Annotated in this window: 21 protein-coding genes; 8 read left to right on the forward strand and 13 right to left on the reverse strand. The window is 58.5% G+C overall.

Going from position 1 to position 22945, the window contains the following annotated elements:
* Positions 1-7: 7 nt before the first annotated feature.
* Genes mnmG through rho form a run of 3 tightly spaced genes read right to left on the reverse strand, consistent with a single transcriptional unit; the run spans position 8 to position 4471 of the window.
* A complete protein-coding gene (gene mnmG / locus ACOQOQ_RS04670) occupies positions 8-1876 on the reverse strand; it encodes a tRNA uridine-5-carboxymethylaminomethyl(34) synthesis enzyme MnmG (RefSeq protein WP_420568972.1) in 1869 nt (622 codons plus the stop codon).
* Positions 1877-1888: 12 nt separating this feature from the next.
* On the reverse strand, positions 1889-3175 hold the full coding sequence (gene mnmE / locus ACOQOQ_RS04675; protein ID WP_420568973.1) for a tRNA uridine-5-carboxymethylaminomethyl(34) synthesis GTPase MnmE: 1287 nt from the start codon (positions 3173-3175) through the stop codon (positions 1889-1891).
* 24 nt (positions 3176-3199) lie between these two features.
* The gene (rho, locus tag ACOQOQ_RS04680) at positions 3200-4471 is read right to left on the reverse strand and encodes a transcription termination factor Rho (protein ID WP_420568974.1); all 1272 of its coding nucleotides are present in this window, start codon (positions 4469-4471) and stop codon (positions 3200-3202) included.
* Positions 4472-5052: 581 nt separating this feature from the next.
* Between rho and ACOQOQ_RS04685 the strand changes: the two genes are divergently transcribed.
* Genes ACOQOQ_RS04685 through dnaQ form a run of 4 tightly spaced genes read left to right on the forward strand, consistent with a single transcriptional unit; the run spans position 5053 to position 7811 of the window.
* Positions 5053-5652: a Maf family protein gene (locus tag ACOQOQ_RS04685; protein WP_420568975.1), complete on the forward strand. Its 600-nt coding sequence runs from the start codon at positions 5053-5055 to the stop codon at positions 5650-5652.
* On the forward strand, positions 5649-6482 hold the full coding sequence (locus tag ACOQOQ_RS04690; RefSeq protein WP_420568976.1) for a shikimate dehydrogenase: 834 nt from the start codon (positions 5649-5651) through the stop codon (positions 6480-6482). Before ACOQOQ_RS04685 ends, ACOQOQ_RS04690 begins: the two co-directional genes overlap by 4 nt.
* The gene (gene coaE / locus ACOQOQ_RS04695) at positions 6479-7072 is read left to right on the forward strand and encodes a dephospho-CoA kinase (protein ID WP_420568977.1); all 594 of its coding nucleotides are present in this window, start codon (positions 6479-6481) and stop codon (positions 7070-7072) included. Before ACOQOQ_RS04690 ends, coaE begins: the two co-directional genes overlap by 4 nt.
* Complete coding sequence (dnaQ, locus tag ACOQOQ_RS04700) at positions 7065-7811, forward strand: DNA polymerase III subunit epsilon (protein WP_420568978.1); 747 nt, start codon at positions 7065-7067, stop codon at positions 7809-7811. The genes coaE and dnaQ overlap by 8 nt, the downstream gene beginning before the upstream one ends.
* Positions 7812-7815: 4 nt before the next feature.
* Here dnaQ and secB read toward each other — a convergent pair whose 3' ends face one another.
* Both secB and ACOQOQ_RS04710 read right to left on the reverse strand, forming a co-directional pair.
* Positions 7816-8310, reverse strand: a complete 495-nt coding sequence (gene secB / locus ACOQOQ_RS04705; protein WP_420568979.1) for a protein-export chaperone SecB — start codon at positions 8308-8310, stop codon at positions 7816-7818.
* Between the two features lie 54 nt (positions 8311-8364).
* Complete coding sequence (locus ACOQOQ_RS04710) at positions 8365-8853, reverse strand: FxsA family protein (RefSeq protein WP_420568980.1); 489 nt, start codon at positions 8851-8853, stop codon at positions 8365-8367.
* A 106-nt stretch (positions 8854-8959) separates the two neighbouring features.
* Between ACOQOQ_RS04710 and ACOQOQ_RS04715 the strand changes: the two genes are divergently transcribed.
* Genes ACOQOQ_RS04715 through ACOQOQ_RS04725 form a run of 3 tightly spaced genes read left to right on the forward strand, consistent with a single transcriptional unit; the run spans position 8960 to position 11225 of the window.
* Positions 8960-9616 (forward strand): Tim44/TimA family putative adaptor protein, encoded by a 657-nt coding sequence (locus ACOQOQ_RS04715; RefSeq protein ID WP_420568981.1) that lies wholly within the window; start codon positions 8960-8962, stop codon positions 9614-9616.
* A gap of 35 nt (positions 9617-9651) precedes the next feature.
* Positions 9652-10647 carry a murein transglycosylase A gene (locus ACOQOQ_RS04720; protein WP_420568982.1) on the forward strand — a complete coding sequence of 332 codons (996 nt, stop codon included), beginning with the start codon at positions 9652-9654 and terminating at the stop codon, positions 10645-10647.
* Entirely contained in the window at positions 10644-11225 is a 582-nt protein-coding gene (locus ACOQOQ_RS04725) for a Smr/MutS family protein (protein ID WP_420568983.1), read from the forward strand. Before ACOQOQ_RS04720 ends, ACOQOQ_RS04725 begins: the two co-directional genes overlap by 4 nt.
* Here the strand turns inward: ACOQOQ_RS04725 and hslU are convergent, their stop codons facing one another.
* On the reverse strand, positions 11226-12533 hold the full coding sequence (hslU, locus tag ACOQOQ_RS04730) for an ATP-dependent protease ATPase subunit HslU (RefSeq protein ID WP_420568984.1): 1308 nt from the start codon (positions 12531-12533) through the stop codon (positions 11226-11228).
* Positions 12530-13087 carry an ATP-dependent protease subunit HslV gene (gene hslV / locus ACOQOQ_RS04735; RefSeq protein WP_420568985.1) on the reverse strand — a complete coding sequence of 186 codons (558 nt, stop codon included), beginning with the start codon at positions 13085-13087 and terminating at the stop codon, positions 12530-12532. Before hslV ends, hslU begins: the two co-directional genes overlap by 4 nt.
* Positions 13088-13186: 99 nt before the next feature.
* Here hslV and ACOQOQ_RS04740 point away from each other — a divergent pair, with 99 nt between their 5' ends.
* On the forward strand, positions 13187-14095 hold the full coding sequence (locus tag ACOQOQ_RS04740) for a hypothetical protein (protein WP_420568986.1): 909 nt from the start codon (positions 13187-13189) through the stop codon (positions 14093-14095).
* 58 nt (positions 14096-14153) lie between these two features.
* On the opposite strand, the gene trxA is transcribed toward ACOQOQ_RS04740, so the two are convergent.
* The 6 genes from trxA to tsaE are packed head-to-tail and all read right to left on the reverse strand — an operon-like array spanning position 14154 to position 22941.
* Positions 14154-14474, reverse strand: coding sequence for a thioredoxin (gene trxA, locus ACOQOQ_RS04745; RefSeq protein WP_420568987.1), 321 nt, complete (start codon positions 14472-14474; stop codon positions 14154-14156).
* A 34-nt stretch (positions 14475-14508) separates the two neighbouring features.
* Entirely contained in the window at positions 14509-17898 is a 3390-nt protein-coding gene (gene addA / locus ACOQOQ_RS04750) for a double-strand break repair helicase AddA (protein ID WP_420568988.1), read from the reverse strand.
* A complete protein-coding gene (gene addB, locus ACOQOQ_RS04755) occupies positions 17888-20821 on the reverse strand; it encodes a double-strand break repair protein AddB (protein WP_420568989.1) in 2934 nt (977 codons plus the stop codon). Before addB ends, addA begins: the two co-directional genes overlap by 11 nt.
* Entirely contained in the window at positions 20814-21497 is a 684-nt protein-coding gene (locus tag ACOQOQ_RS04760) for a nucleotidyltransferase family protein (RefSeq protein WP_420568990.1), read from the reverse strand. Before ACOQOQ_RS04760 ends, addB begins: the two co-directional genes overlap by 8 nt.
* A complete protein-coding gene (locus ACOQOQ_RS04765; RefSeq protein WP_420568991.1) occupies positions 21479-22486 on the reverse strand; it encodes an aminoglycoside phosphotransferase family protein in 1008 nt (335 codons plus the stop codon). Before ACOQOQ_RS04765 ends, ACOQOQ_RS04760 begins: the two co-directional genes overlap by 19 nt.
* Positions 22483-22941, reverse strand: coding sequence for a tRNA (adenosine(37)-N6)-threonylcarbamoyltransferase complex ATPase subunit type 1 TsaE (gene tsaE / locus ACOQOQ_RS04770; RefSeq protein WP_420568992.1), 459 nt, complete (start codon positions 22939-22941; stop codon positions 22483-22485). Before tsaE ends, ACOQOQ_RS04765 begins: the two co-directional genes overlap by 4 nt.
* Positions 22942-22945 lie beyond the last annotated feature (4 nt).

The following is a 22945-nucleotide window of genomic DNA, read 5'->3' on the forward strand; positions in this document are numbered from 1 at the left end:
AGCTTGGTCACGCCGAACGGTTCCGTTTTTCTTGTTTAATTTTCGCCAAAAGCAGGGTTAATGCCGCCGGGGTCATACCTTCTACGCGACCCGCCTGAGCTAAGTTCCCGGGTCGCGCGGCTATCAGCTTCTTCTTCAGCTCATTCGATAGACCATCCAGGCTGTCATAAGCGAAATCTTCGGGGATCAGCTGCTCCTCGTCACGCTTCATCGCTTCGACGTCACGCTGCTGTCGTTCGATATAGTTCGCGTATAGAGCATCCTTTGACAGCTGGCTTGCAATTTCGGGGTCAATATCCACCAACGATGAATCCAGGCGCGCGATCGTTTCAAAATCAACGTCGGGGAAAGATAGCAGTTGAAACAAAGATCGGCGGGCGCCGTCTTGGTTCACCGACATTCCAATCTGCTTCAGCTCGCGCGGCGTAAAGGTTTGCGAGGTCAGGCGGGTTAACGCGTCCTCCATTTTGTCCATTTTTTCCAGGAACTGGCGCTTCCGCTCCTCGCCGACACATCCGATCTCGATCCCTTTAGGGGTCAGCCTTTGATCTGCATTATCCGCACGCAATGACAGTCGGAATTCGGCGCGCGAGGTGAACATGCGATAGGGCTCGGAAACGCCGCGCGTAGTCAAATCGTCGATCATAACGCCGATATAGCTGTCACGACGGCTGAACAACACAGGATCTTGATCCAAAGCATCGGCGGCGGCATTCAAACCAGCGACCATACCTTGCGCAGCCGCCTCTTCGTATCCAGTGGTGCCGTTGATCTGGCCAGCCAAATAAAGACCGGGCACAGACTTAACTGAAAGACGGTCATCCAGCGCACGCGGATCTACGTAGTCATACTCGATCGCATAGCCTGGCTGAAGAATAACGGCCTCTTCCAAACCATAAATCGAGCGCACATAGTCGTGTTGCACGTCTTCCGGCAATGACGTCGAAATCCCGTTGGGATAAACGGTGTGATCATCCAAACCTTCGGGCTCAAGGAATATCTGATGGGAGGTTTTGTCCGCGAAACGAACAATTTTATCCTCGATCGAGGGGCAGTATCGCGGCCCTACCCCCTCGATATGGCCACCATACATGGCTGATCGGTCCAAATTTTTCCGGATCAGGTCGTGCGTTCTTTCGTTGGTATGCGTGATTCCGCACGAAATTTGCCGAACGCTCGGGCCCTTGGAGAGGAACGAGAACATCACCGGATCGTCATCGCCCGGCTGTTTCTCTAACAAATCCCACTTGATCGTACGGCCATCCAGTCGCGGCGGCGTACCAGTTTTCAAGCGTCCCAAAGGCAAACCAAACGAATCCATTTTCTCGGCCAGGCGCACCGAGGGGCGATCTCCCATCCGGCCGCCGGGGCGTGAAACATCCCCGATATGGATCACTCCGCGCAGAAATGTCCCAGTTGTCAGAACGACATTTCGGGCCTTCAGCTCACTACCATCCTCAAGCACAACGCCGCTGACGCGTCCTTTTTGCATAAGAAGGTCGGTCGCTTCGCCCTCTACTATTTCCAGATTCGGTTGATCTTCAATCTCTCGAAGCATTGCCTGCCGGTAAAGTTTTCGATCCGATTGTGTCCGAGGGCCCTGAACGGCGGGCCCCTTGCGGCGATTCAGGAGCCTAAACTGAATGCCCGAGACATCCGCAACACGCCCCATGACACCATCCATAGCGTCAACTTCGCGAACTAGATGGCCCTTGCCAAGTCCGCCGATTGCAGGGTTACAGGACATAACGCCGATCCCGTCACGGGTCAGCGTCACCAGCGCCGTACGCGCACCCATCCGCGCTGAGGCATGCGCCGCATCGCTTCCGGCGTGACCACCGCCGATCACAACAACATCGAAGTCGAATTGTTTCACGTGAAACACTCCTTACTTCCCAAGACAGAAGCTGGCGAAAATCTCGTCCAGCACATTTTCTACATCAACTCGACCCACCAAAGAATCAAGAGCCCTAACCGCGGTCCGCAATTCTTCGGCTGCAAGATCGGCCGCGTCCTCACCTAAACGCACCAATCTCTCGGCGTCGCTCAGCGCATCCACGGCCCGCATCATCGCAATCCGGTGGCGTTCTCTGGTTGCAACCCCGATCGAGGCCGCGCGTTCTGAAAGCCGTTTAGTGATGTCCTCTATCAAATCCTGGACACCTTCACCGCTTGCGCCGGAAATCGCTTGGGTTTTATCCTCTAGCAAATCGGCCTTGGCACGCAAAATAATGTCATCCGGCTCGGGGTCAAAATCCGGGGCCTGATCGCCTTCTACAAGGAACACACGAAGATCTGCCAGGCTGGCCCGTTCCCGCGCGCGCGCGATGCCGATTTCTTCGACCTTGTCTTTGGTTTCTCGTAAGCCAGCCGTATCCAGAAGCGTCACAGGCAAGCCCCCAAGATCCATCCGCACTTCGATTACGTCCCGTGTGGTCCCCGCAAATTCCGAGGTGATCGCTGCATCCCGTCCAGCTAAGGCATTCAAAAGGGTGGATTTTCCAACATTGGGCGCACCGACAATCGCAACCTCGAACCCGGTGCGCACTCTTTCGGCCGAATGAACTCCGGTGATTTCTTTTCGCAAAGATCCCATCACCCTCTGCATCAGTTCAGATACCTCTGGGGATACGTCGGTGGGCACCTCCTCATCCGCAAAATCGATCGTAGCTTCCAGCAAAGCGGCCGCACGGATCAGGTCACGGCGCCATTCCTCGGCCCGGCCCCCAAGATCACCAGACAACACGCGTAAAGCCTGACGGCGCTGTGCTTCGGTTTCTGCCTCGATCAGATCGGACAGACCTTCGACCTGAGCCAAATCCAGACGTCCGTTTTCCAGGGCCCTGCGGGTAAATTCACCGGGGTCCGCCTGGCGCAGCCCCTTCATCTCGGACAGAACACGCAGAACGGCCGAGACAACGGCTGTGCTGCCATGCAGCTGAAGTTCGACCACGGGTTCGCCGGTAAAGCTGCGTTCATCCTCGAAGGTCAGGATCAGGGCTTCGTCCAGGCGAACGCCTTCTGGATCTCGAAGCAGGCGCAAACCGGCACGACGTGGCGCGGGCAAATCGCCAGCCAGAATCCGCCCTGCCGCATGCGCCAACGGACCCGAGACGCGGATCACCGCAACCCCGGCCTTACCATGTGCCGTGGCAAGGGCGAAAATCGTGTCCATGTGTCAGGCCCCCTGAAATCGGGATCAGGTGTTCATCGAGTCGAAGAATTCCGAGTTTGTCTTGGTTTGCTTCAACTTGGAAATCAGGAACTCGATCGCATCCGTGGTGCCCATCGGGTTCAGGATACGGCGCAGGACAAAGGTTTTCTGCAGGTCGATCTTGTCCACCAGCAGGTCCTCTTTCCGGGTGCCGGATTTCAGGATGTCCATCGCCGGGAAGACGCGTTTATCCGCAACCTTACGATCCAGAACAATCTCGGAGTTACCGGTGCCTTTGAATTCTTCAAAGATCACCTCATCCATGCGCGAGCCAGTGTCGATCAGCGCGGTAGCGATGATGGTCAACGAACCGCCCTCTTCCACGTTACGCGCTGCACCAAAGAAACGCTTGGGGCGTTGCAACGCATTTGCGTCCACACCACCGGTCAGAACCTTACCCGAGGACGGCACCACAGTGTTAAACGCTCTACCAAGTCTTGTGATCGAGTCGAGAAGGATCACAACATCTCGTTTATGCTCGACCAGTCGCTTGGCTTTCTCGATGACCATTTCAGACACGGCCACGTGGCGGGTCGCAGGCTCGTCAAAGGTCGAGGAGACAACCTCACCCTTCACCGAACGCTGCATGTCCGTCACCTCTTCGGGGCGTTCGTCGATCAGAAGGACGATCAGATAGCATTCAGGATGGTTCGCTTCGATGCTGTGTGCGATGTTTTGCAGCAGAACCGTCTTACCTGTCCGCGGGGGCGCCACGATCAGCGAACGCTGGCCCTTACCAATCGGCGCAACTAGGTCGATGATCCGGGCCGAGCGGTCCTTGATTGTGGGATCCTCGATCTCCATCTTCAGGCGCTCATCCGGATACAGCGGCGTCAGGTTGTCAAAGGCGATCTTGTGCTTGGCTTTTTCTGGGCTTTCAAAGTTGATCACCTCAACCTCGGTCAGCGCAAAATAGCGTTCGCTCTCCTGGGGGGCCTTCATTACGCCTTCGATCGTGTCACCGGTCCGCAGAGAATACCTACGGATCATTTCGGGCGAGACATAGATGTCATCCGGACCGGGCAGATAGTTAGCCTCGGGAGAGCGCAGGAAGCCAAAGCCGTCTTGCAGCACTTCCAGCACCCCGTCACCGCCAATGACCGAACCATCATCGGCCATCTCGCGCAGGATCTGGAACATCATCTCGCCCTTGCGCATGGTCGAGGCGTTTTCGATCTCCAGCTCTTCCGCCATGGACAGCAGGTCCTTGGGGCTTTTTGCTTTGAGTTCGGCAAGATTCAGTCGTTGTTCGGACATGTAAATAGCACCCTGAACGGCCCGGACGGGCACGCTTCACTTTATATGGATGGAAAATCGCTCCCTCGGACGAGGGGTTGGACACGTAAATAGGGTGTCCCGGGGGGCGAGTCAAATCTTTCACTCTTTCCAAGCTTAAGCACTGATTAACCATACAGGGCTAGGCTTAGGGAAGGTCGGGCATTTCGGGGTTTGTCCCAATAATAAAATAAAGAAAGATAATAAGATTGATGATGATTTAGGGATCCGATTTTCAGTGGATTACTTGCTTATCCCGGCTGTTATCATCTTTGCACCACGCCCCCATATTCACCAGCCGATTCTGTGAAGAAGTGGAACTTAATATTTATAAATCAAATATTTAGAAATTTTCTGATTGATGAAGAACCATGTGGATATCCCGTGGGAAAACTGTTTACGAAAAACTTATCCACGACATGGGCGTTTTCCTTGTCCTGATGTGGAAAAGCTGTGACCCAGGGCGTCGAAAACCTCTGAGTTTTTCACAGTCCAGAAAGCTCGGTGACTTGTCCGAAATCCTTCCTTAAGAAGTTCGTTGAGTCTTCCACGAGGTTATCCACATGGCCATGAACCTGATCCTGGCATCCGGGTCCGAAATCCGCCGGCAGCTACTGACGAACGCCGGCGTTCCCTTCACCGTGCAAAAGGCCCGAGTCGACGAGATTATGATCCGCGATTCGCTTGAGGCCGAACAGGCCAAACCACGGGACATCGCCGATACCCTGGCCGAGATGAAGGCGCTGAAGGTCAGCGAAAAAAACCCTGGTGCGATGGTTCTGGGCTGCGATCAGGTTCTAGAGCTTGATGGCCGTGTTCTTTCGAAACCCCGTGGCATCGACGAAGCGCGCACGCAGCTGCAATCCCTACGCGGTCAGCGACACATGCTATTGTCCGCAGCGGTAATCTGCGAGGATGGTAGGCCCATTTGGCGTCACATTGGTCAGGTGCGTTTGCGCATGCGCAGCTTCTCGGATGAATACCTCGAGGATTATCTGACCCGTAACTGGCCCGGCATCGGCGACAGCGTTGGCGGCTATAAGCTGGAAGAGGAAGGCATCCGCTTGTTTTCCCGCGTCGATGGCGACTATTTTAACGTTCTGGGCCTGCCGCTGCTTGAGCTGCTGGGCTATTTAACCGTCCGAGGAGACATACCGGGATGAGCGCGCACAAGATACCTTTGGCTGGTGTGATCGGTTACCCGGTGGCCCACTCCAAATCTCCTCGGATGCACGGGCACTGGCTCAAGAAATACGGGCTCGAAGGGCATTACGTTCCGCTCGAGGTTAAGCCCGAAAACCTGGAAACAGTCTTGCGCACCCTTCCCAAGGCAGGGTTCGTCGGTGCCAACGTTACCGTCCCCCATAAAGAAGCCGCGCTGGAGATCGCCGATGTGACGACGGATCGCGCCACCCTGATCGGGGCAGCGAATACGTTGATTTTCCGCGAGGACGGAAAAATTCACGCAGACAACACAGATGGTTACGGGTTTTTCGAGAACCTGCGCCGAGGCGCGCCGGATTGGGACCCGGCCTCGGGGCCGGCGGTTGTTTTGGGTGCTGGGGGTGCCTCGCGTGCGATCATTACGTCGCTTCTGTCTGCAGGCGTCCCCGAGATCCTGCTGACCAACCGCACCCGCATCCGAGCCGATGCTTTGAAGCAGGAGTTCGGCGCCCGGATCACCGTGATTGATTGGGTGCAGGCCGGCAATGTGCTGGAAGACGCCGCGCTTGTCGTCAACACGACCTCGCTTGGGATGGTAGGCAGCCCCGAACTGCGCCTGCCGCTGGATGGACTGTCTGCGAAAACCGTGGTCACCGACATTGTTTATACCCCGCTGAAAACCCGCTTGCTGCAAGTCGCAGAAGAGGCCGGATGTCACGTGGTCGATGGGATTGGCATGTTAATCTATCAAGGCATCCCCGGATTCGAACGCTGGTTCGGACAGCGCCCCGAGGTTGACGAGGAAATTCGCAGGATCATGTTGGCATGAGTTTCAAGCTGGGCCTAACCGGATCCATTGGCATGGGCAAATCGACCACGGCGCAGCTATTGGCCGATGAAGGATGCGCAATCTGGGACGCAGACGCAGCCGTTCATAGGCTCTATTCCAGCGGAGGAAAGGCCGTGGCCCCGATGCAAGCCCTGTTCCCGCAGGCCATCGTGGACGGTGCAGTATCGCGCGATCAACTTAAACAGATCATCCAGTCGGACCCGGCTGCGCTTAAACAGATCGAGGCTATCGTCCATCCGCTGGTCGCCGAGGACCGGGCCGAGTTTATCGCGACGGCAGATGCGGACATCCTTGTTTTCGACGTACCTTTGCTGTTCGAAACCGGCGGCAATCAGAGCATGGACGCGGTGCTGGTCGTTTCAGCCCCCGAGGATGTTCAGCGCGAACGCGTCCTGGCGCGCGGCACGATGACCGAGGCTCAGTTTCTTGCGATCAAGGCCAAACAGATGCCGGACGCTGAAAAACGAAAACGCGCCGATTTCGTAGTGATCACCGACACTCTGGAAAACGCGCGCGCGCAGGTGCAGGATATTCTGGAGCAAATCAGAAAGGGCCAGACCATTGCGTGAGATCGTTCTGGATACCGAAACCACCGGTTTTGACCCGTTTCGTGGTGACCGCATTGTCGAGATCGGTTGCGTTGAGCTGTATAACCACATGCCCACGGGCGAGACCTATCACGTCTACATCAACCCCGAACGCGGCATGCCGGACGAAGCTTTTGGTGTACACGGAATTGGCCCCGACTTGCTGGATCCTCCGCGCGATCCTGTGCCTGGTTCGGGCGAGGTGACGCTGCTGGACAAGCCTGTTTTTTCCAAGGTTGGGCGCGACTTCTTTGATTTCGTAGGGACAGATTCGAAGCTGGTGATCCACAATGCCAGCTTCGACATGAAATTCCTGAACGCCGAGCTGGACTGGATGGGCTTGCCTAAGCTGCCGATGGAGCGTGCAGTTGATACGTTGGCAATGGCGCGGCAGAAATTTCCCGGCTCTCCAGCCACATTGGACGCGCTTTGCCGTCGCTTTGGCATCGATAACTCGAACCGTACTTTGCACGGGGCGCTGTTGGACTCGGAAATTCTGGCCGAAGTTTATCTTGAGCTTATCGGCGGACGTCAGCCCGATTTCGCACTCAGCGCGGTTGCGGCGACCAAGACCACTGGAGGCGCAGACGACGGAGACTGGCGGCCCTTCCCGCGCCCGGCGCCCCTGCCCTCGCGGATCACAGATGAAGAAGCCGCCGCCCATCAAGCCTTTGTAGACAAGATGGGCGACGGCGCTTTGTGGACTAAACTGTCAGAGTGACGGTTTAGGAAACGGGTGCGTTCTGAGCTTGCTGCTCGGCCTGACGACGGGCGATTTCATTGCGGTAAAGCGCAACAAAGTCGATGGTCTCCAGGTTCAGCGGCGGGAAGCCACCGTCGCGGGTCACGTCGCTGACGACGCGGCGCAGGAACGGGAACAGCATCCGCGGGCATTCGATCAGCAGGAAGGGGTGCATCTGCTCCTCGGGGACACCTTCGATGTTGAACAGGCCAACATAGTCGATCTCCAGCAGGAACAGCTTGTCGCCGCCCTCTTTCGCGGCCGATTCCACGTTCAGCTTGATCGCGACCTCGAACTGGTTCTCAACCGAGCGCTTTTTCGCATCCAGATTAACCTGAACGTTGATTGCGGGCACGACCTCGCCGCCTGCACCTTTCTGGGCCAGGATGTTTTCGAACGACAGATCGCGGATGTACTGGTTCAGCACGTTGAATTTGATTTGCGGTGCGGCTGCACCTTCAGCGCCATTCTCGGCCATAGTGATCTCCAAAAATCAATGTCTGGGCTTGTGTAGCAGGATGGAAAACCACCCTCAATGCTTGGTCCAGCCTGACGGACGATGAGTCGTGCGGTTTTCGGGGTCAATCTCGTGGAATTCGCCGTCGATGGTATTTTCATCCATCGGATCGCGCTGCATCGGGCCCGATTGCATCGACCCCATGGTGAAGCTTTGTACCTTTACCCGCTTGCGCAAATAGTGAAAAACCGCCGAACGGACCGAAGGAATAAGCAGCGCAAATCCCAAGGCATCGGTGAAAAACCCCGGTGTCAGCAGCAATACACCCGAGATCAGCACCATCGCACCATGGGCCAAAGGCTCTGTCGGATCGTCCAGTTCGGAAAAACTGCGCTGAAGGTTGCCGATGGCCAGCCGTCCCTGCGCGCGGACCAGCCAGGTGCCCAAAATGGCGGTCAGAACGACGATCCCAATGGTATTCCAGGTGCCAATGGCGCCCCCGATCTGAATGAACAGCGCGATCTCGATGATCGGAACTGCGACAAATGCGATTAACAACCACATCGTGGTGATCTCCTTTCGTGCCCGGCGCGGTGGACTTGGTCGCCGGTAGCCCCTACATAAGGTCGAGTATCAACGGTTTAAATGACCCCCTGACCAAGAGGATCTTATGAACTCGCCCATTTTGCAGCTTCTGGTGCTGGCCGGCATCGCGGTTTTCCTTATTCTGCGGCTGAAAAACGTGCTGGGCACGCGCGACGGGTTTGAGAATCCGCAATCGCCCCAGCCGATCGAGCGCCCCTCGCGCAAACCCGACTTGTCGGTGATCGAAGGCGGTCCCGACCGCGACATCATCGATCACGTTCCCGAGGGGTCGGATGCAGCGCTGGCCCTGTCGCAAATGAAAAGCCTGGAGCCGAATTTCAGCGTCAGCGAATTCCTTCAGGGCGCGCGCGGCGCATATGAAATGATCCTGATGGGCTTCGAGCGCGGCGAGATGGCCGAGATCAAGCCCTTCTTGTCGGACGACGTCTATGAAACCTTCGCCCAAGTGGTCGAAGCGCGCGAACAACAAGGCCTGACCATCGAGGCCGAGTTCCTTGGCGTGCGCGAAACGTCCTTGGCAGACGCTGATTTTGTTGACGGCCGCATCGCCGAGATCACCGTACGTTTCGTGGGCGAGCTGACCTCGGCCGTGCGTGACAACGCGGGTGAGATCATCGAGGGCGATCCCAAGACGCCGAAAAAGCAACGCGACGTTTGGACTTTCGCCCGCGAAATGGCCTCGGACGATCCTAACTGGCAGCTTGTTGCCACGGGCGGATGATCCGGGCGCTGGCGGCAGTAGCGCTGGGGCTCATCATGGCAGGAACAGCGCAGTCCGAGGAAACCACCTTCCGAATTCTGGAGTTTCAGGATTTGGAGGGGTGGGAACAGGACAACCACGCCGCCGCTTTGCGCACTTTTCTGGAAACCTGTCCCGATCTGGACGAACCTGACTGGGCCTCGCTGTGTGCGGTGGCCCAGAACATCGACAGCCCCCGCGCCTTTTTCGAGATGTTTTTCCGCCCCGTCCTGATCGAGGACGGGCAAGACGCGCTGTTCACCGGGTATTTTGAACCCGAACTGGATGGCGCCCGGCGGCCTGATGCTCGGTATCGTTATCCCGTCTACCGCCAGCCCCCCGAAGCAAAAAGCGCCAGCACCTGGCTGTCCCGTCGCGAGATCGAAACGACTGACGTGATGGCGGGCCGAGGATTGGAAATCGCTTGGGTCGATGACCCGGTCGAGTTGTTTTTCCTGCAAATTCAAGGTTCTGGACGAATCCGCTTGCCCGATGGCAGCCATATCCGCGTTGGCTACGGTGGGGCGAACGGGCATCCTTATCGGTCCATCGGTGTCGAACTGATCCGGCGCGGGATTTACAAATCCCATCAGGTTTCGGCGCAGGTGATCAAGAACTGGGTCCGCCGAAACCCAATGGACGGGGCCGAGCTGCTGCGCCACAACCCGTCCTACGTATTCTTTCGCACCGTGAACCGCGTCTCGCCTGAAAAGGGACCCCTTGGGGCCATGAATCGGTCGATCACAACGATGCGCTCGATCGCCGTTGATCCGGCCTTTACCCCGCTTGGCGCGCCGGTCTGGGTGGAAAAGGACGGGAAATCGCCCTTGCGTCGGCTGATGATCGCGCAAGACACAGGCTCTGCCATCAAGGGTGCGCAGCGGGCCGATATTTTCTTCGGTACCGGGGATTCTGCTGGACGAGAGGCCGGCAAGCTGAAAGACCCCGGTCGCATGATGGTTCTGCTGCCCATTCAACGCGCCTATGCCCTGCTGCCCGAGTCCGAACAATGACCCGCCGCAAGCTGACCGACAACGAGATCGAACTGTGGCGCACGGTTGCCGATACCGCTCAGCGCCTGCACCCTGAACGCGCAGCGGGTGATCTGCCGAAGCCCAAGCCCAAACCGACAAAACGCCCGATCTCTCGGCTGCCCGATTTTACCGTGGGTCAGACAGCGCCTGTATCGAACCCGCCGCATAACCTGCGGCCAGGGCTCAGCGAAGAGCTGCACAACGCGCCCCTGAGGATGGACAAGAAGTCTTTCACCAAAATGAAGCGCGGTAAGTTGCTGCCCGAGGATCGGATCGATCTGCACGGAATGACGATGGATCGCGCGCACCCCGCGCTGACCCAATTCATTTTGGGTGCGCATTCACGCGGGCTGCGTCTGGTACTGGTGATCACCGGTAAGGGCAAATCCAAAGAGGACGACGGCCCCATACCTGCGCGTCGCGGCGTACTGAAGCATAACGTGCCCCAATGGCTGTCTATGCCGCCGCTGAATGCGGTGGTCCTGCAAGTGGCGCAGGCTAATAACCGCCATGGCGGAACCGGAGCATACTACGTCTATCTCCGGCGCCACCGCTGATCAGAGCACGTAGCGGCTGACATCTGCGGATTTTGCAAACTCACCCAGATTTTCCTGAACAAAGGCCGCGTCCACGGTCACCGACTGGCCCCCGCGATCCGGCGCAACAAAGGAAAGCTCTTCGAACACGCGCTCCATCACGGTATAAAGCCGGCGGGCCCCGATATTTTCGACCGTCTTGTTCACATCGGCCGCGATTTTGGCCAGAGCGGCGATGCCTTCTTGGGTGAAGGTAACGTCAACCTCTTCTGTGGCCATCAGAGCGGTGTACTGCCGGGTCAGCGCGTTGTCCGTTTCGGTTAGAATACGCACGAAATCCTCTTCGGTCAGGGCCTTCAACTCGACCCGGATCGGCAAGCGACCCTGTAGTTCCGGCAACAAATCCGAGGGTTTTGCGATGTGGAACGCGCCCGAGGCGATGAAAAGCACATGATCTGTTTTTACCGGGCCATGTTTGGTGCTGACGGTCGTGCCTTCGATCAGCGGCAGCAGGTCGCGCTGCACACCTTCGCGGCTGACGTCGGCGCCGCGCGCTTCGGTGCGGGCACAGACCTTGTCAATTTCGTCCAGGAACACGATGCCGTTTTCCTCGACCGCCTTTACGGCGGCGCGGGTGACGGTTTCGTCGTCCAGTAGTTTGTCAGCCTCTTCGGCGATCAGCAAATCATAGCTTTCGGCGACGGTCATTTTCTTGCGAACGGTGCGGCCACCAAAGGCTTTACCGAAAATATCGCCCAGGTTCATCATACCCATCTGGCTGCCCGGCTGACCGGGAATATCCATCATCGGCAATGGGCTCGAGGCATCGGCCACGTCCAGTTCGATCACCGTGTTGTCCAGCTCGCCGCTTTGCAGCTTCTTGCGGAACATCTCGCGGGTGGCTTCGCGGGCATCAGTACCGGCGATCACCTCGATCACGCGGTTTTCAGCGGCCTCATAGGCCTTGGCCTTAACGTCCTCGCGCATATGTTCGCGGGTCATTGCGATCGAGCTGTCCACCAGGTCTCGGATGATCTGTTCCACATCGCGGCCGACATAACCAACCTCGGTGAACTTTGTCGCCTCGACCTTGATGAACGGCGCGCGGGCCAGTTTCGCCAAACGGCGGCTGATCTCGGTTTTACCCACACCGGTCGGGCCGATCATCAGGATATTCTTGGGAAAAACCTCGTCGCGCAGGTCGTCATCCAGCTGTTTGCGCCGCCAACGCGAGCGCAAAGCCACAGCAACCGAGCGTTTCGCCTCGGACTGGCCAATGATAAAGCGATCCAGTTCGCTGACGATTTCACGGGGGGTCAGATCGGTCATTTGGTAATGCTTTCCACAGTCAGGTTGCCGTTGGTGTAAACGCAGATGTCGGCGGCGATTGCCATGGCTTTGCGCGCCACCTCTTCGGCGTTCATCTCCGACTCCATCATCCCTCGCGCCGCGGCCAGCGCATAGTTCCCGCCCGAGCCGATGGCGGCCACATCATGCTCAGGCTCCAGCACGTCGCCCGCGCCGGTGATCACGAACATGTCCGCGCCGTCGGTGACAATCAGCATTGCCTCCAGTTTTTGCAGGTACTTGTCGGTACGCCAATCTTTGGCCAACTCGACGCTGGCACGCGCCAGCTGGCCGGGGGTTGCCTCCAGCTTGGCCTCGAGCCGTTCGAGCAAGGTGAACGCGTCCGCCGTCGAACCCGCGAAACCTGCAACGACATCAAACCCACCGGGGCTAAGCCTGCGCACTTTGCGCGCGGTGCCCTTGATCACCGTCTGACCAAGCGAGACCTGGCCATCACCAGCAATCACAACCAGACCGTTCTTTTTCACACCGATGATTGTGGTGCCGTGCCATCCGGGGAATTTTTCGTCCGACATCTGCGTCCTCCGTTTTCCTGTCCGCCTATATGGAACCTTAGGACTGGCCACACAAGAGTAGTGCTTGCCAGCACCTGTTTCGCTGAGTAGCGTTCGCCCATGACGGAACCGAAAAACCTGCGCTTCTACCTTGAAGACAAGCTGCTGCGGGCGGCGCAGGACGGGACGCATAATTTCCTTGCGCAGCTCATTTCAGTGACTGAGGACGCCGGGTTTCAGACCGAACTGTGCCCCCGAGAACAGGGCCGCGAAACGGCCGCTGATGGCTATTCGATTTTTCACGATGAAGACCCTGGCCAACCGGGTGGTTTGACCTTCCGAAGGGTTTATCACGGGTCATTTTGGACAATCGAAAAGAGCAGCGAACGCTGGGCCTCGCGGGTTGCTCTTCGGTCCTTCAATTCGGACAAAATAGACCCTAACAAGGCCAAAACCTTCTACGAGCGGTGGCAGAGGCGTGTGTTCAGGAATGCTCCGGCGAAGACAAGCCACGAGGGGTTTGTCTATGTGCCGCTTCAGGATCAGCTTATCGAACGGCGCGGGTTCCAAATGGCCAGCCCGATCGAAATGATCATGTCCGTCCTGCACCACGAGCCCAACCGGCGGGTCATCGTCACCCTTCACCCCCGGGAAAACTACTCGATGAAGGAACAAAACCGCCTGCAGCAAATGCAGGACCGGTTCTCGAATCTGCAGATACAAAAAGGGGGAATGATCCCGCTGCTGCAAAGCTGTGACTATGTGGTGACGCAGAACTCGGCCGTGGCGTTCAATGGGTATTTTTTCGGCAAGCCTAGCATTTTGTTCGGCAAAACCGACTTTCACCACATTGCGCTAAATGTCGAAGGACTTGGCGTCTCTAACGCGTTCGAGCAGGTGCACGAGCACAGGCCCGACTATGCGCGCTTTATCTACTGGTTTTGGCACAAGAACAGCATCAATGCGGGTCGCCCGGTTGCAGAAGAGCAAATCGCCCAAGCGCTGCGGCGCGAGGGCTGGCCCCTTTAGCCCAAATAAAAAGCCCCGGCACTGGCCGGGGCTTTGACTGAACTTATTCCGGTCGGGATCAGATCGATTCCTGGATCCACGATTGCAGGGCGGCCTTGGGGGCAGCGCCAGCACGGTTCGAAACAACCTGGCCGTCCTTAAAGATGAACAGTGCGGGAATACCGCGAACACCCATGGCTGCAGCGGCGTTGGGGTTCTGGTCAACGTCAACCTTGGCGATTTTCACGGTATCGCCCAGCTCTTCGGACAGTTCTTCCAGGGCGGGGCCGATCTGCTTACAGGGGCCGCACCATTCTGCCCAGAAGTCCACCACAACGGGGACGTCGGAATTTTTGACTTCTGCGTCGAAAGTCGCGTCAGTAACGGCAACAGTGGCCATGTGAATTCTCCTGAAATTTGGTTCGGATCAGAACCTAGGAAGCCTGACCCCCAGCGTCAAGAAGGCTTGTGGTTTTCAAAGCCCCGGTCACCAAATCTTGTGGCAACGGCATTAAGGTTGCCGTCTTTGTCCACAGAATTGCGGTCTCGATCTGCATGTTCGGGTAAATCTGAGCTAAAACATGGGCATAAGCCCCCATCTGCCGCAAAAGCCCATCGGGAACTTGTTGCGCAAAGGATGGCACAACTGCGTTGGATTTAAAATCGACGGCCAGAACACGGTCTTCACAAATAATCAGCCGGTCGATCACGCCATGCAGGCGGCGGCCGTTCAATGCGGGCAGATTGGCGGTCACGGGGACCTCGGCCAGAGCGGAATCGTCAAACAGATGGGCCAGGTCCGGATTACGAATGACATTGGTGGCCTCGGCCAGAAGGTCTGGGGCATCGGCAGCGCCGTCGCAGATATTCGCCGCCATTTGAGGCCAGGCAGCGGGATCGGCGGCGGGCAGATGTTCAAGCATCATATGCAGCCAGGTGCCGCGACGCTTTGCTTCGTCTTCATCCCGGCCAGCCTCGCCCGGCAGGGCCTTGGCGCCCCCCAGATCCGAGGGGCTGAGCGTGCCCAATGGCTTCTCTGGATCAGCGGCAGGCTGGGTAAACACTGCGGGCAAAGCGATATCGATCGTCCGGGCCGCATCTTCACTGCGCTCGACCGGGCCGGACCAGTCCATATGCTCCAACCGCAGCCCTTCGCCTGTGGGCATCGCCGCTGGCTCAGCACCCAGTCGCAAAGCCGCCGCGTGAACCTTGTCATACCAGCAGCCATCGCCTTGCTTATAGTCCCCTGCACCAGCCAAGATCAGCCATTTCTCGGCCCGGGTCATGGCGACGTATAACAGCCTGTCGCGTTCATGCTCTTCTGCTTCGGCGATCTGAGCCCTAGCCTGCGTTAGCAGCTCGGGCGTTTCGTCTGCGCTGGTTTTCCACACGGGCTGACCATCGGCGATCTGCACATCTCCGCTTGGCGGAGCCTTTTGTTTCAGGGTTTCGGGCATGATCACGATCGGCGCCTCAAGCCCCTTGGCGCCGTGCACTGTCATCACGCGGATCTGATCTTCGGCACTGTCCATCTGGCGTTTGATCTCCAGATCGTCGGTCACCATCCATTCCAGGAACCCTTTAAGGCTGGGGATCGCGCTGCGTTCATAAGACAAAGCCTGCGCAAGAAAGGCATTGATCCCGTCTTCGGCCTCGATCCCCAGACGCGCCAGCAGTTTACGGCGGCCGTCGTGGCGGGTAAGGATACGCTCGATCAGATCGAAGGGCCGCAGAAAATCAGTTTGTCCGCGCAGATCGTTCAGCACGGCCATCTCGGCGGGGTACTTGTCGGCGCTCTTGCGCAGAGTTTCCCATAAATACGGCTCCTTACGATCATGAGCCAGATCGAACAGCCGTGTTTCGGTCCACCCGAACAAGGGGGATTTCAGAGCGACCGCAAGGCTGAAACTGTCTTCGGGGGTCGACAGGAATGTTAGCAAGGCAGCCAGATCTTTGACCGCCAGTTCAGCGCCAACCTTCAGCCGGTCCGCCCCCGCAACAGCAAGTTTGCGATCCTTCAGCGCACGGATCACCTCGGGGAACAGCCCCGACCGTTTACGCACCAGGATCAGGAAATCCCCTGGCCGGACAGGCCGCATCCGGAACTGACCCGAGCGTCCGATCTCTTCGGGAATGGGGTGTTCAGCATCGATCAGTGCCTTGATGCCGTCAGCGATTTGCTCGCCCAACTGAATGCTGTGATGCTTTTTGCTCAGCCGGTCGACGGGCGCGTACCAGTCTTCGTCTGCGTCGTCTTTGCTGGGCTCGATGATGGGCCACAGATCGACGCGCCCCGGCATTTGATCCTTGAAAGCTCGGTGACGCCCATCGCCCGGAAAGCCCGAGTCTTCGTGATCGCGAAAGGTTTCATCAACCAAGTCCAAAATGGCCTTGGACGATCGGAACGAGTACTGCAATTCCTGTACGGCCAAGGGATGGTCCGTTTGGTCCAGCCGATGTCCGAATTCGCGCTGCATCCGGTCAAACTCGCGCGGATCCGCGCCTTGGAATGAATAGATCGACTGTTTTTTGTCCCCAACGACGAAAATCGTGCGCTCTTTTTCCGTTCGCGCACCCTGTCCGCTGGTGAATTCCTGGGCCAACAGCTCGATCACTTTCCACTGCGCGGGCGAGGTGTCCTGCGCCTCGTCCACCAGGATATGGTCGATTCCGCCATCCAGCCGGTACAGCACCCAAGCCGCCACCGCCGGGTCCGTCAGCAAATCCCGGGCGCGCAGGATCAGGTCGTCGAAATCCAGCCAGCTGCGATCCTGCTTTTTCTGCTCGTAGGCGGGCAGGAAGGCGCTTGCGAAACTATGAAGAGCAGCCGTCTTGCGGGCGGCGGCAAGGGCCAAACGCCGCTCGCGCGCGTCCTCTACACGAAGCATCCAAGACTCTAGGCGCGGCATCAAATCCACGAAGTTTTCGCGGATCTTCTTGGTCGGAAACCCGCCATGAGTCGCACCGAACTTGGTTCCAAAGGGTGTCTTCGCGTTCGATCCGAACAGGAATAGCTTTTCAAAGGCAGGGAGCGTCTTGAGAGAAATCTCCTCCAAGGCGGACAGCGTGCCAGCAGCCTTGATATCGTTGGAACTTCCGGTCCGCAGGGCTGCGATCAGGTCGGCAACCAGCTGGGTTTCGCCACCCTGAAACACCAAGTTATGCAACGCTGTTTCATCGAAATCTTCGGGCAGGTCGAACAGGGACAAACACCCTGCGGGGTCAAGAAATTCGCCGAACTCGGTCCGGTGCATGATCAGATCGCGGGTCAGGCCATCAAAGTCCATTGCCGTGACGTATCGGGCCACGCCCGCCAGCCTTTCAGGGTCACGTTCGGCCAGCTCTCGCAGAACCTCTTCGCGCAGCAGGGCAGCGGCGCGGTCCTCCATTTCCTTGAACTGAGGGCTGACCTTTGCCTCTAGCGGAAACCGTCGCAGTAGGGCCGAGCAAAACGAGTGAATCGTCTGAATTTTCAATCCGCCCGGCGTTTCGATGGCCCGCGCGAACAAAGTCCGCGCGTTGCGCAGCGCCGCGTCGTCCACATCGCTATCGGCACCCAGTTCGGTAAGTTGATTGCGTAATTCCGTATCCGGCAGCATGGCCCATTCGCCAAGCCGGCTGAACAGACGGTTCTGCATCTCGCTTGCGGCGGCCTTGGTATAGGTCAGACACAGGATATGCTGAGGCTGCACGTCGCGCAGCAGCAGCCGCGCAACCCGATCCGTCAGAACCCGCGTCTTGCCCGAGCCCGCGTTGGCCGACAGCCACGTCGACCAGCCAGGTCGGGCAGCGGTTACCTGCGCTTGTGTCGCCTCATCCCTCATGGCTCACGTGCTCCTTTTCCGGCTCGACTGTCAGATCCCATTCGCCGAACCGCGATAAGGGATCATAGTCCGAGCGGTCTTTGTCCTGGAACATCGCACGGCGGGCGGTAAAGCCCGTATCAGGTTCTAAATACGCCGAAATCAACTGTTCGAAGCGCGCCCATACTACGGGAACAGGTTCTTCGTTCAGCGGGGCATCTTGTTCCTTCGGGGGGGCGGCAAGCCCAATATAGGTTGCCCCGGCGACTCTCAGCGGCGCCATGTCTTCAAAGCCCCCTTTTTCCAGCATCGCGGCTTCAAGCAAAAGCTGTTTGTCAAAAGCCTTCTGTCGCGCCACGGTCGGAGGAGCCGACGTTTTATAGTCGAACAAATACGCCTGCCCGTGTTCATCCAGATCGATCCGGTCCGCCTTGGCCGTTAGGGTGAACCCCAGGTGGGGGATCGAGGCCTTGCCCGGAACCTCAAGCCGCGCGGGCTGCATTGTCTGGCGGCGGGTAAGCTCGCGCGCGACAAACCAATCGGCGACACGCTGCACCCGCGCAGCCCAAAGGCTGCGAACCTCGGGCCATGGAACGTTCTTGGCCAGTGTCTCGGCGGCGATCTGGTTCAGGCGCTGGGCGGTCAGGGCGCCATCACGTTGGCGTATGAACTGCTCGAACACCTCATGCACCACGGTGCCGCGAAGCAGGGCGTCAGGTGCTTTCATCAACGGATCCAGGGGCCGCAGGCCCAGCACGCGACGGGCGTAAACCGCATATGGGTCACGGATCAGCCGTGCAATTTCGGTGACTGACATCTGGCGCGGGCGGGCCTCGACCGGCGGCGCAGGGGACGGGCGCGCCGCAGGGGGCGCTTTCCCCGGCTCTTCCAGTTTACGCGCCAGGGCCAACCACGTCTGGCCGCGCTCTGATGCGTCGCGCAAAGCCTCGGGTCCGTTCTGTTCCGGCAGGCCGTTCAAAAGGTTTGCGATCCGGTTCATCCAACGAGATTTCACCGTCTCGGCGTCATCTGAACGGATCGAGCGAGCCAGCCAAACCTCGGGTGCGGCAATCGCTTGCTGAAAGTCATGCGCGGACAGGCCAATGCGCCTTTCGGGCAGCAATAGACCCGCATTCAGGCGCATTCGGCGGTTCAGCCAAGGGTCTGGTGACGGCGCCTCGGGCCAGCTTCCTTCGTTCAGGCCTGCCAGTATCAAAAGGTCGGCGCCCTGAACCCGTGCCTCAAGCGTGCCCCAGATCAGGATGTTTGGGTGTGGCGTGTCAGGGTTGCGCACCTCGGCCCGCGACAGGATCGCGCCGAATAGATCTGCATAGTCATGGGCCGACATCTCTCCGCCATAAGGGGCCTCGCGCTGCAGCTCGTCCACGGCAGAGCGGGCGGTGCGACCGGCGTCCTCTTTCCACAGCTCAGAAGTTTGCACCGGCGTCGCGCCATCCGCGATCTTTTCGGCCAACGCCAGATGACGATCCACCCATGTTTCAAGCGACATAGCATCAGCGGTTTGATCCATGAACGCCGCGCAGACCCATTCGGCCCATGCCTTGGCGCCCTCAAGCTTGGTCTTGGCGGCGAAGCCTTCAAGCAGTTCGGCATCCGGGAACGGTGCGCCTTTCCTGCGGACGTGAAGCTCCAGTTCGCGGGTCAACAGCAGGTGCATGCCCCTTTGACCGCCCGAATGGGTCAGGGGATGAGACAGCAGGGTAAGCAACGCCTCAGAGGTCAATTTCTGGTGAAACAGAGCCGAAACATGGCGCAAAAACCGCCCCGGAGGCGTCAGCTGTAAAGGGGTGCCGGCGCTGTCATCAGGCAGAACCCCCCAGCGCCCCAACGCAGCCGAGACCTGGCGGGTCAGCATTCGGTCGGGCGTAATCAGGGCGGCGGTAATCCCTTCGTCCACCGCTTTGCGCAGACGCATCGCGATCGCCAATGCCTCGTCCCGCAGCGAAGGGGCCTCGACAACGGTGACGTTGGCCATAGCGCCGGGAAGATCGGCCAGTTCGGGGCCCTCGCTAAGCCATTGATCCGTAACAGGTGCCGGGCGCAAAGCTAGCGAAACCAAGGCGGATCGCGCCGGGCAATTTGGCGGCGTATCATCCCACGGGATCACATCGGCAGGGGTCAGGCCCAGTTCGCTCAGCAGCTTGTGGAACCGATATTGCGGATGATCCTCCGAGGTCAGCGGATCGGCCAGATCTTCCCACGCGCTGGCGGGCATGTCGAAGTCAAAACCAGGTAGAATGATCGCGCCTTGTGGCAGCTTTGCGATGGCCTTCATCAGCAACATCGTTGTTCCGCGTGACCCGGTCGAGCCAGCGATCACAACGGGGTTTTGGGGCGGCGTGGCCTCCCATAACCTGGACAATCCGCGCACCACCATCCGCTGCCGTGTTTCCCTGTCCGGCGCTTCATGAGCCTGATCGAAATAGTGCTGAACGATCTCTAGAAATTGCAGCGACCGGCCCCAATGTCCGCTTTCATCCGAGACATCCAGCGCGCGGATAACCTGCGGGTCAACGCCTTCGCCATGCATCTCGTCCAGAAGCGAGGCCAAGCTGTCGGACAGATCATATAGCGACGAACGTGGGGCCAAATCGGGCTCGCGGTCCAGCAAGATCGAGACCAGCTGCGAGATTTCCAATCGCCGCCTGAGAGGAGGTACCGCCGTCGGGATATCCGACACCCCGGCCCCCAAAGCCAGATCGGTGACCAGCTGTAACCGCGGCAACAGCAGCGCCGGTCCGGCATCGAACAGGTCGCGGACACGACGCTTCATGCGCTGCGTGCTAAGGATCAGCTGGGTTTTTGCCACCTGCTGGGGCGGCAGCCCTTGATTTCGTGCCTCTAACCCACGCACCAGCGCTGCAGGAAAATCCACCCCAAGGCCAACGCCGTAGACGCGAGGTTTATCCGAAGCCTCAAACATCTGCGGCCCCCAGCATGTCTTCGGCCAAAGAGATTCCCTCGGGCCGCCCGACATCGCACCATTTTCCAGGATAGCTCAGCCCGAAAATGCGGCCCTCGGCCAGCATCTGGTTCCACAAAAGGTTAAGAGAGAACGCCCTTTCCGGGATTTGGTGCAGCAGGTCGGTCTTGATGATCTGCACGCCCGAATAAACCAACCCCGGACCGCGGCTTAGGCGGTCGTCCTTCAGCAGAAAATCCCCCTGCCCTGCATGGCCGATCGCGTTCTCGGGCGGCACGCACATCAGCAGCGCGTCCATCTTTGAAGGGTCCCAAGCCTGGGTCAGCAAAGGCACCGGGTTGGGGCCAGCCCAGGCGGCGTCGGTGTTCATCGTCAGTACCGGCCCAGCACCAAGCAGCGGCAGGGCGGCCTTCAGACCGCCTCCAGTTTCCAGAATTTCCTGCGTTTCGTCGGCAAACAGGATGTTGCGCCCATTCAGATGATCGCGGATCTGTTCCGGTAAATAGTGCAGGTTCACCACGATAGGATCGAACTCCAAACCCTCGACAAGGTGCAGCGCGTGATCGATCAATGGCTTTCCCCCGACGGGGATCATTGGCTTGGGCATGGACCGAGTCAACGCCCCCATTCGCGTGCCGAAACCAGCGGCAAAGACCATTACAGACGAGGGGCGCATCCGGCTTGATCCTTCAATTTCTGGAGGTTTTCAGGGGTCGGTGCAGGCAGCTTTTGTACCAGCGGCGCGACCGAGGCCAACGCCGGGTGCCGCAGCCCATCCTGCAGATGACCCCACACGCGCGGAATAAGATCGACATAGGATGGCTTGTTGTACATCATCGAAAGCCGAGCAAACACGCCAAGGATACGCAAGTTTCGTTGAACTCCCAGAACTTGGTAAGAAGCCTCGAATTCCGCCTGATTAGAGCCTGTTTTCTCTACGTAATAAGCAATTATCTGCTGTTCCAGATGCGGTGAAACATCTCGCCGCGCGTCCTTTAGCAATGAAACCAGATCATAGGCAGGATGCCCGGTGCGCGCGTCCTGAAAATCCAACAGGCCAACACGCGCGGCGCCCAGGCGTTCGGGCAGCCAAAGCAGATTTTCGGCGTGATAGTCGCGCTGGATCAGGACGGACTGATCGGATGCGTGCGCCTGCAAGAGCGGCAGAAAAGCTTGTGAAAACGCATCGGGATTTGCCTGACCCATGATCCCGCGCTGATACCATTCCCAAGCCAATGCAGCCATTTCGGTCATGAATTCGGGCGAATATGGCTCTAGTTCGGGTGGTTTATGGCGATGAAGTTGGACCAGAACGTCTGTTGCGGCAGTGTAAAGTTCGTGCTCCAGTGAAGGTTGCGCGCGCGCCACGCGGGCGAACAGATCATCACCCAGATCCTCAAGCAGCAAGAATCCGTGTTGAAGGTCCTGGGCAAGGATTCTGGGCGCACTCAGATCGCAATCCGCCAGAAACTTGGCGATCCGAACAAAGGGGCGGACGTCCTCGCCCTTTTCTGGGGGGGCGTCCATCAGTACGACGGATTCTCCGCCACGGGTCAGCCGATCATACCGTCTGTTCGAGGCATCTCCTGCCAAAGAAACAGGCTCTATTCCGGCCCAATCGGTCCCATTCAGAAAGACTTTGGCCAGCGCGGCGCGGTCGGTCATAGCAGTCCTTTCAGGCGCGCGGCCCATTTGTCGTCTTGCCAGTTCAGTTGCACATGCCGGCTGTCGTCACCAGTGGCCTCAAGCGACATGGAAAGCGCACCGGCAGGGGCCAAGTCTGACAGGCGGTCGGGCCATTCAACTAGGCAAATCGCAGAGTCAAAGGCATCTTCCAAGCCCAGTTCCGTTGCTTCGTTCGGGTCAGACAGACGATACAAGTCCGCGTGCCAAACCTCGGACCGCGGGGTTTCATAGACCTGAACCAGTGTGAAGGTCGGCGAAGGCACGTCTTCGGGCTCTTCCAGCAAGGATTGGATCAAGCTGCGGGCAAAATGAGTTTTTCCGGCGCCGATCCCGCCTTCAAGCAGGATCACGTCTCCGGGCTGCAGCCTGGCACCAAGCGCGGCGGCAAAGGCGCTTGTTTCTTCGGGGGAATGAAGCTGTATTTCGACCGACATGGCG

Source organism: Thalassovita sp., assembly GCF_965218685.1.
In the GTDB taxonomy this organism is placed as follows: domain Bacteria; phylum Pseudomonadota; class Alphaproteobacteria; order Rhodobacterales; family Rhodobacteraceae; genus Thalassobius.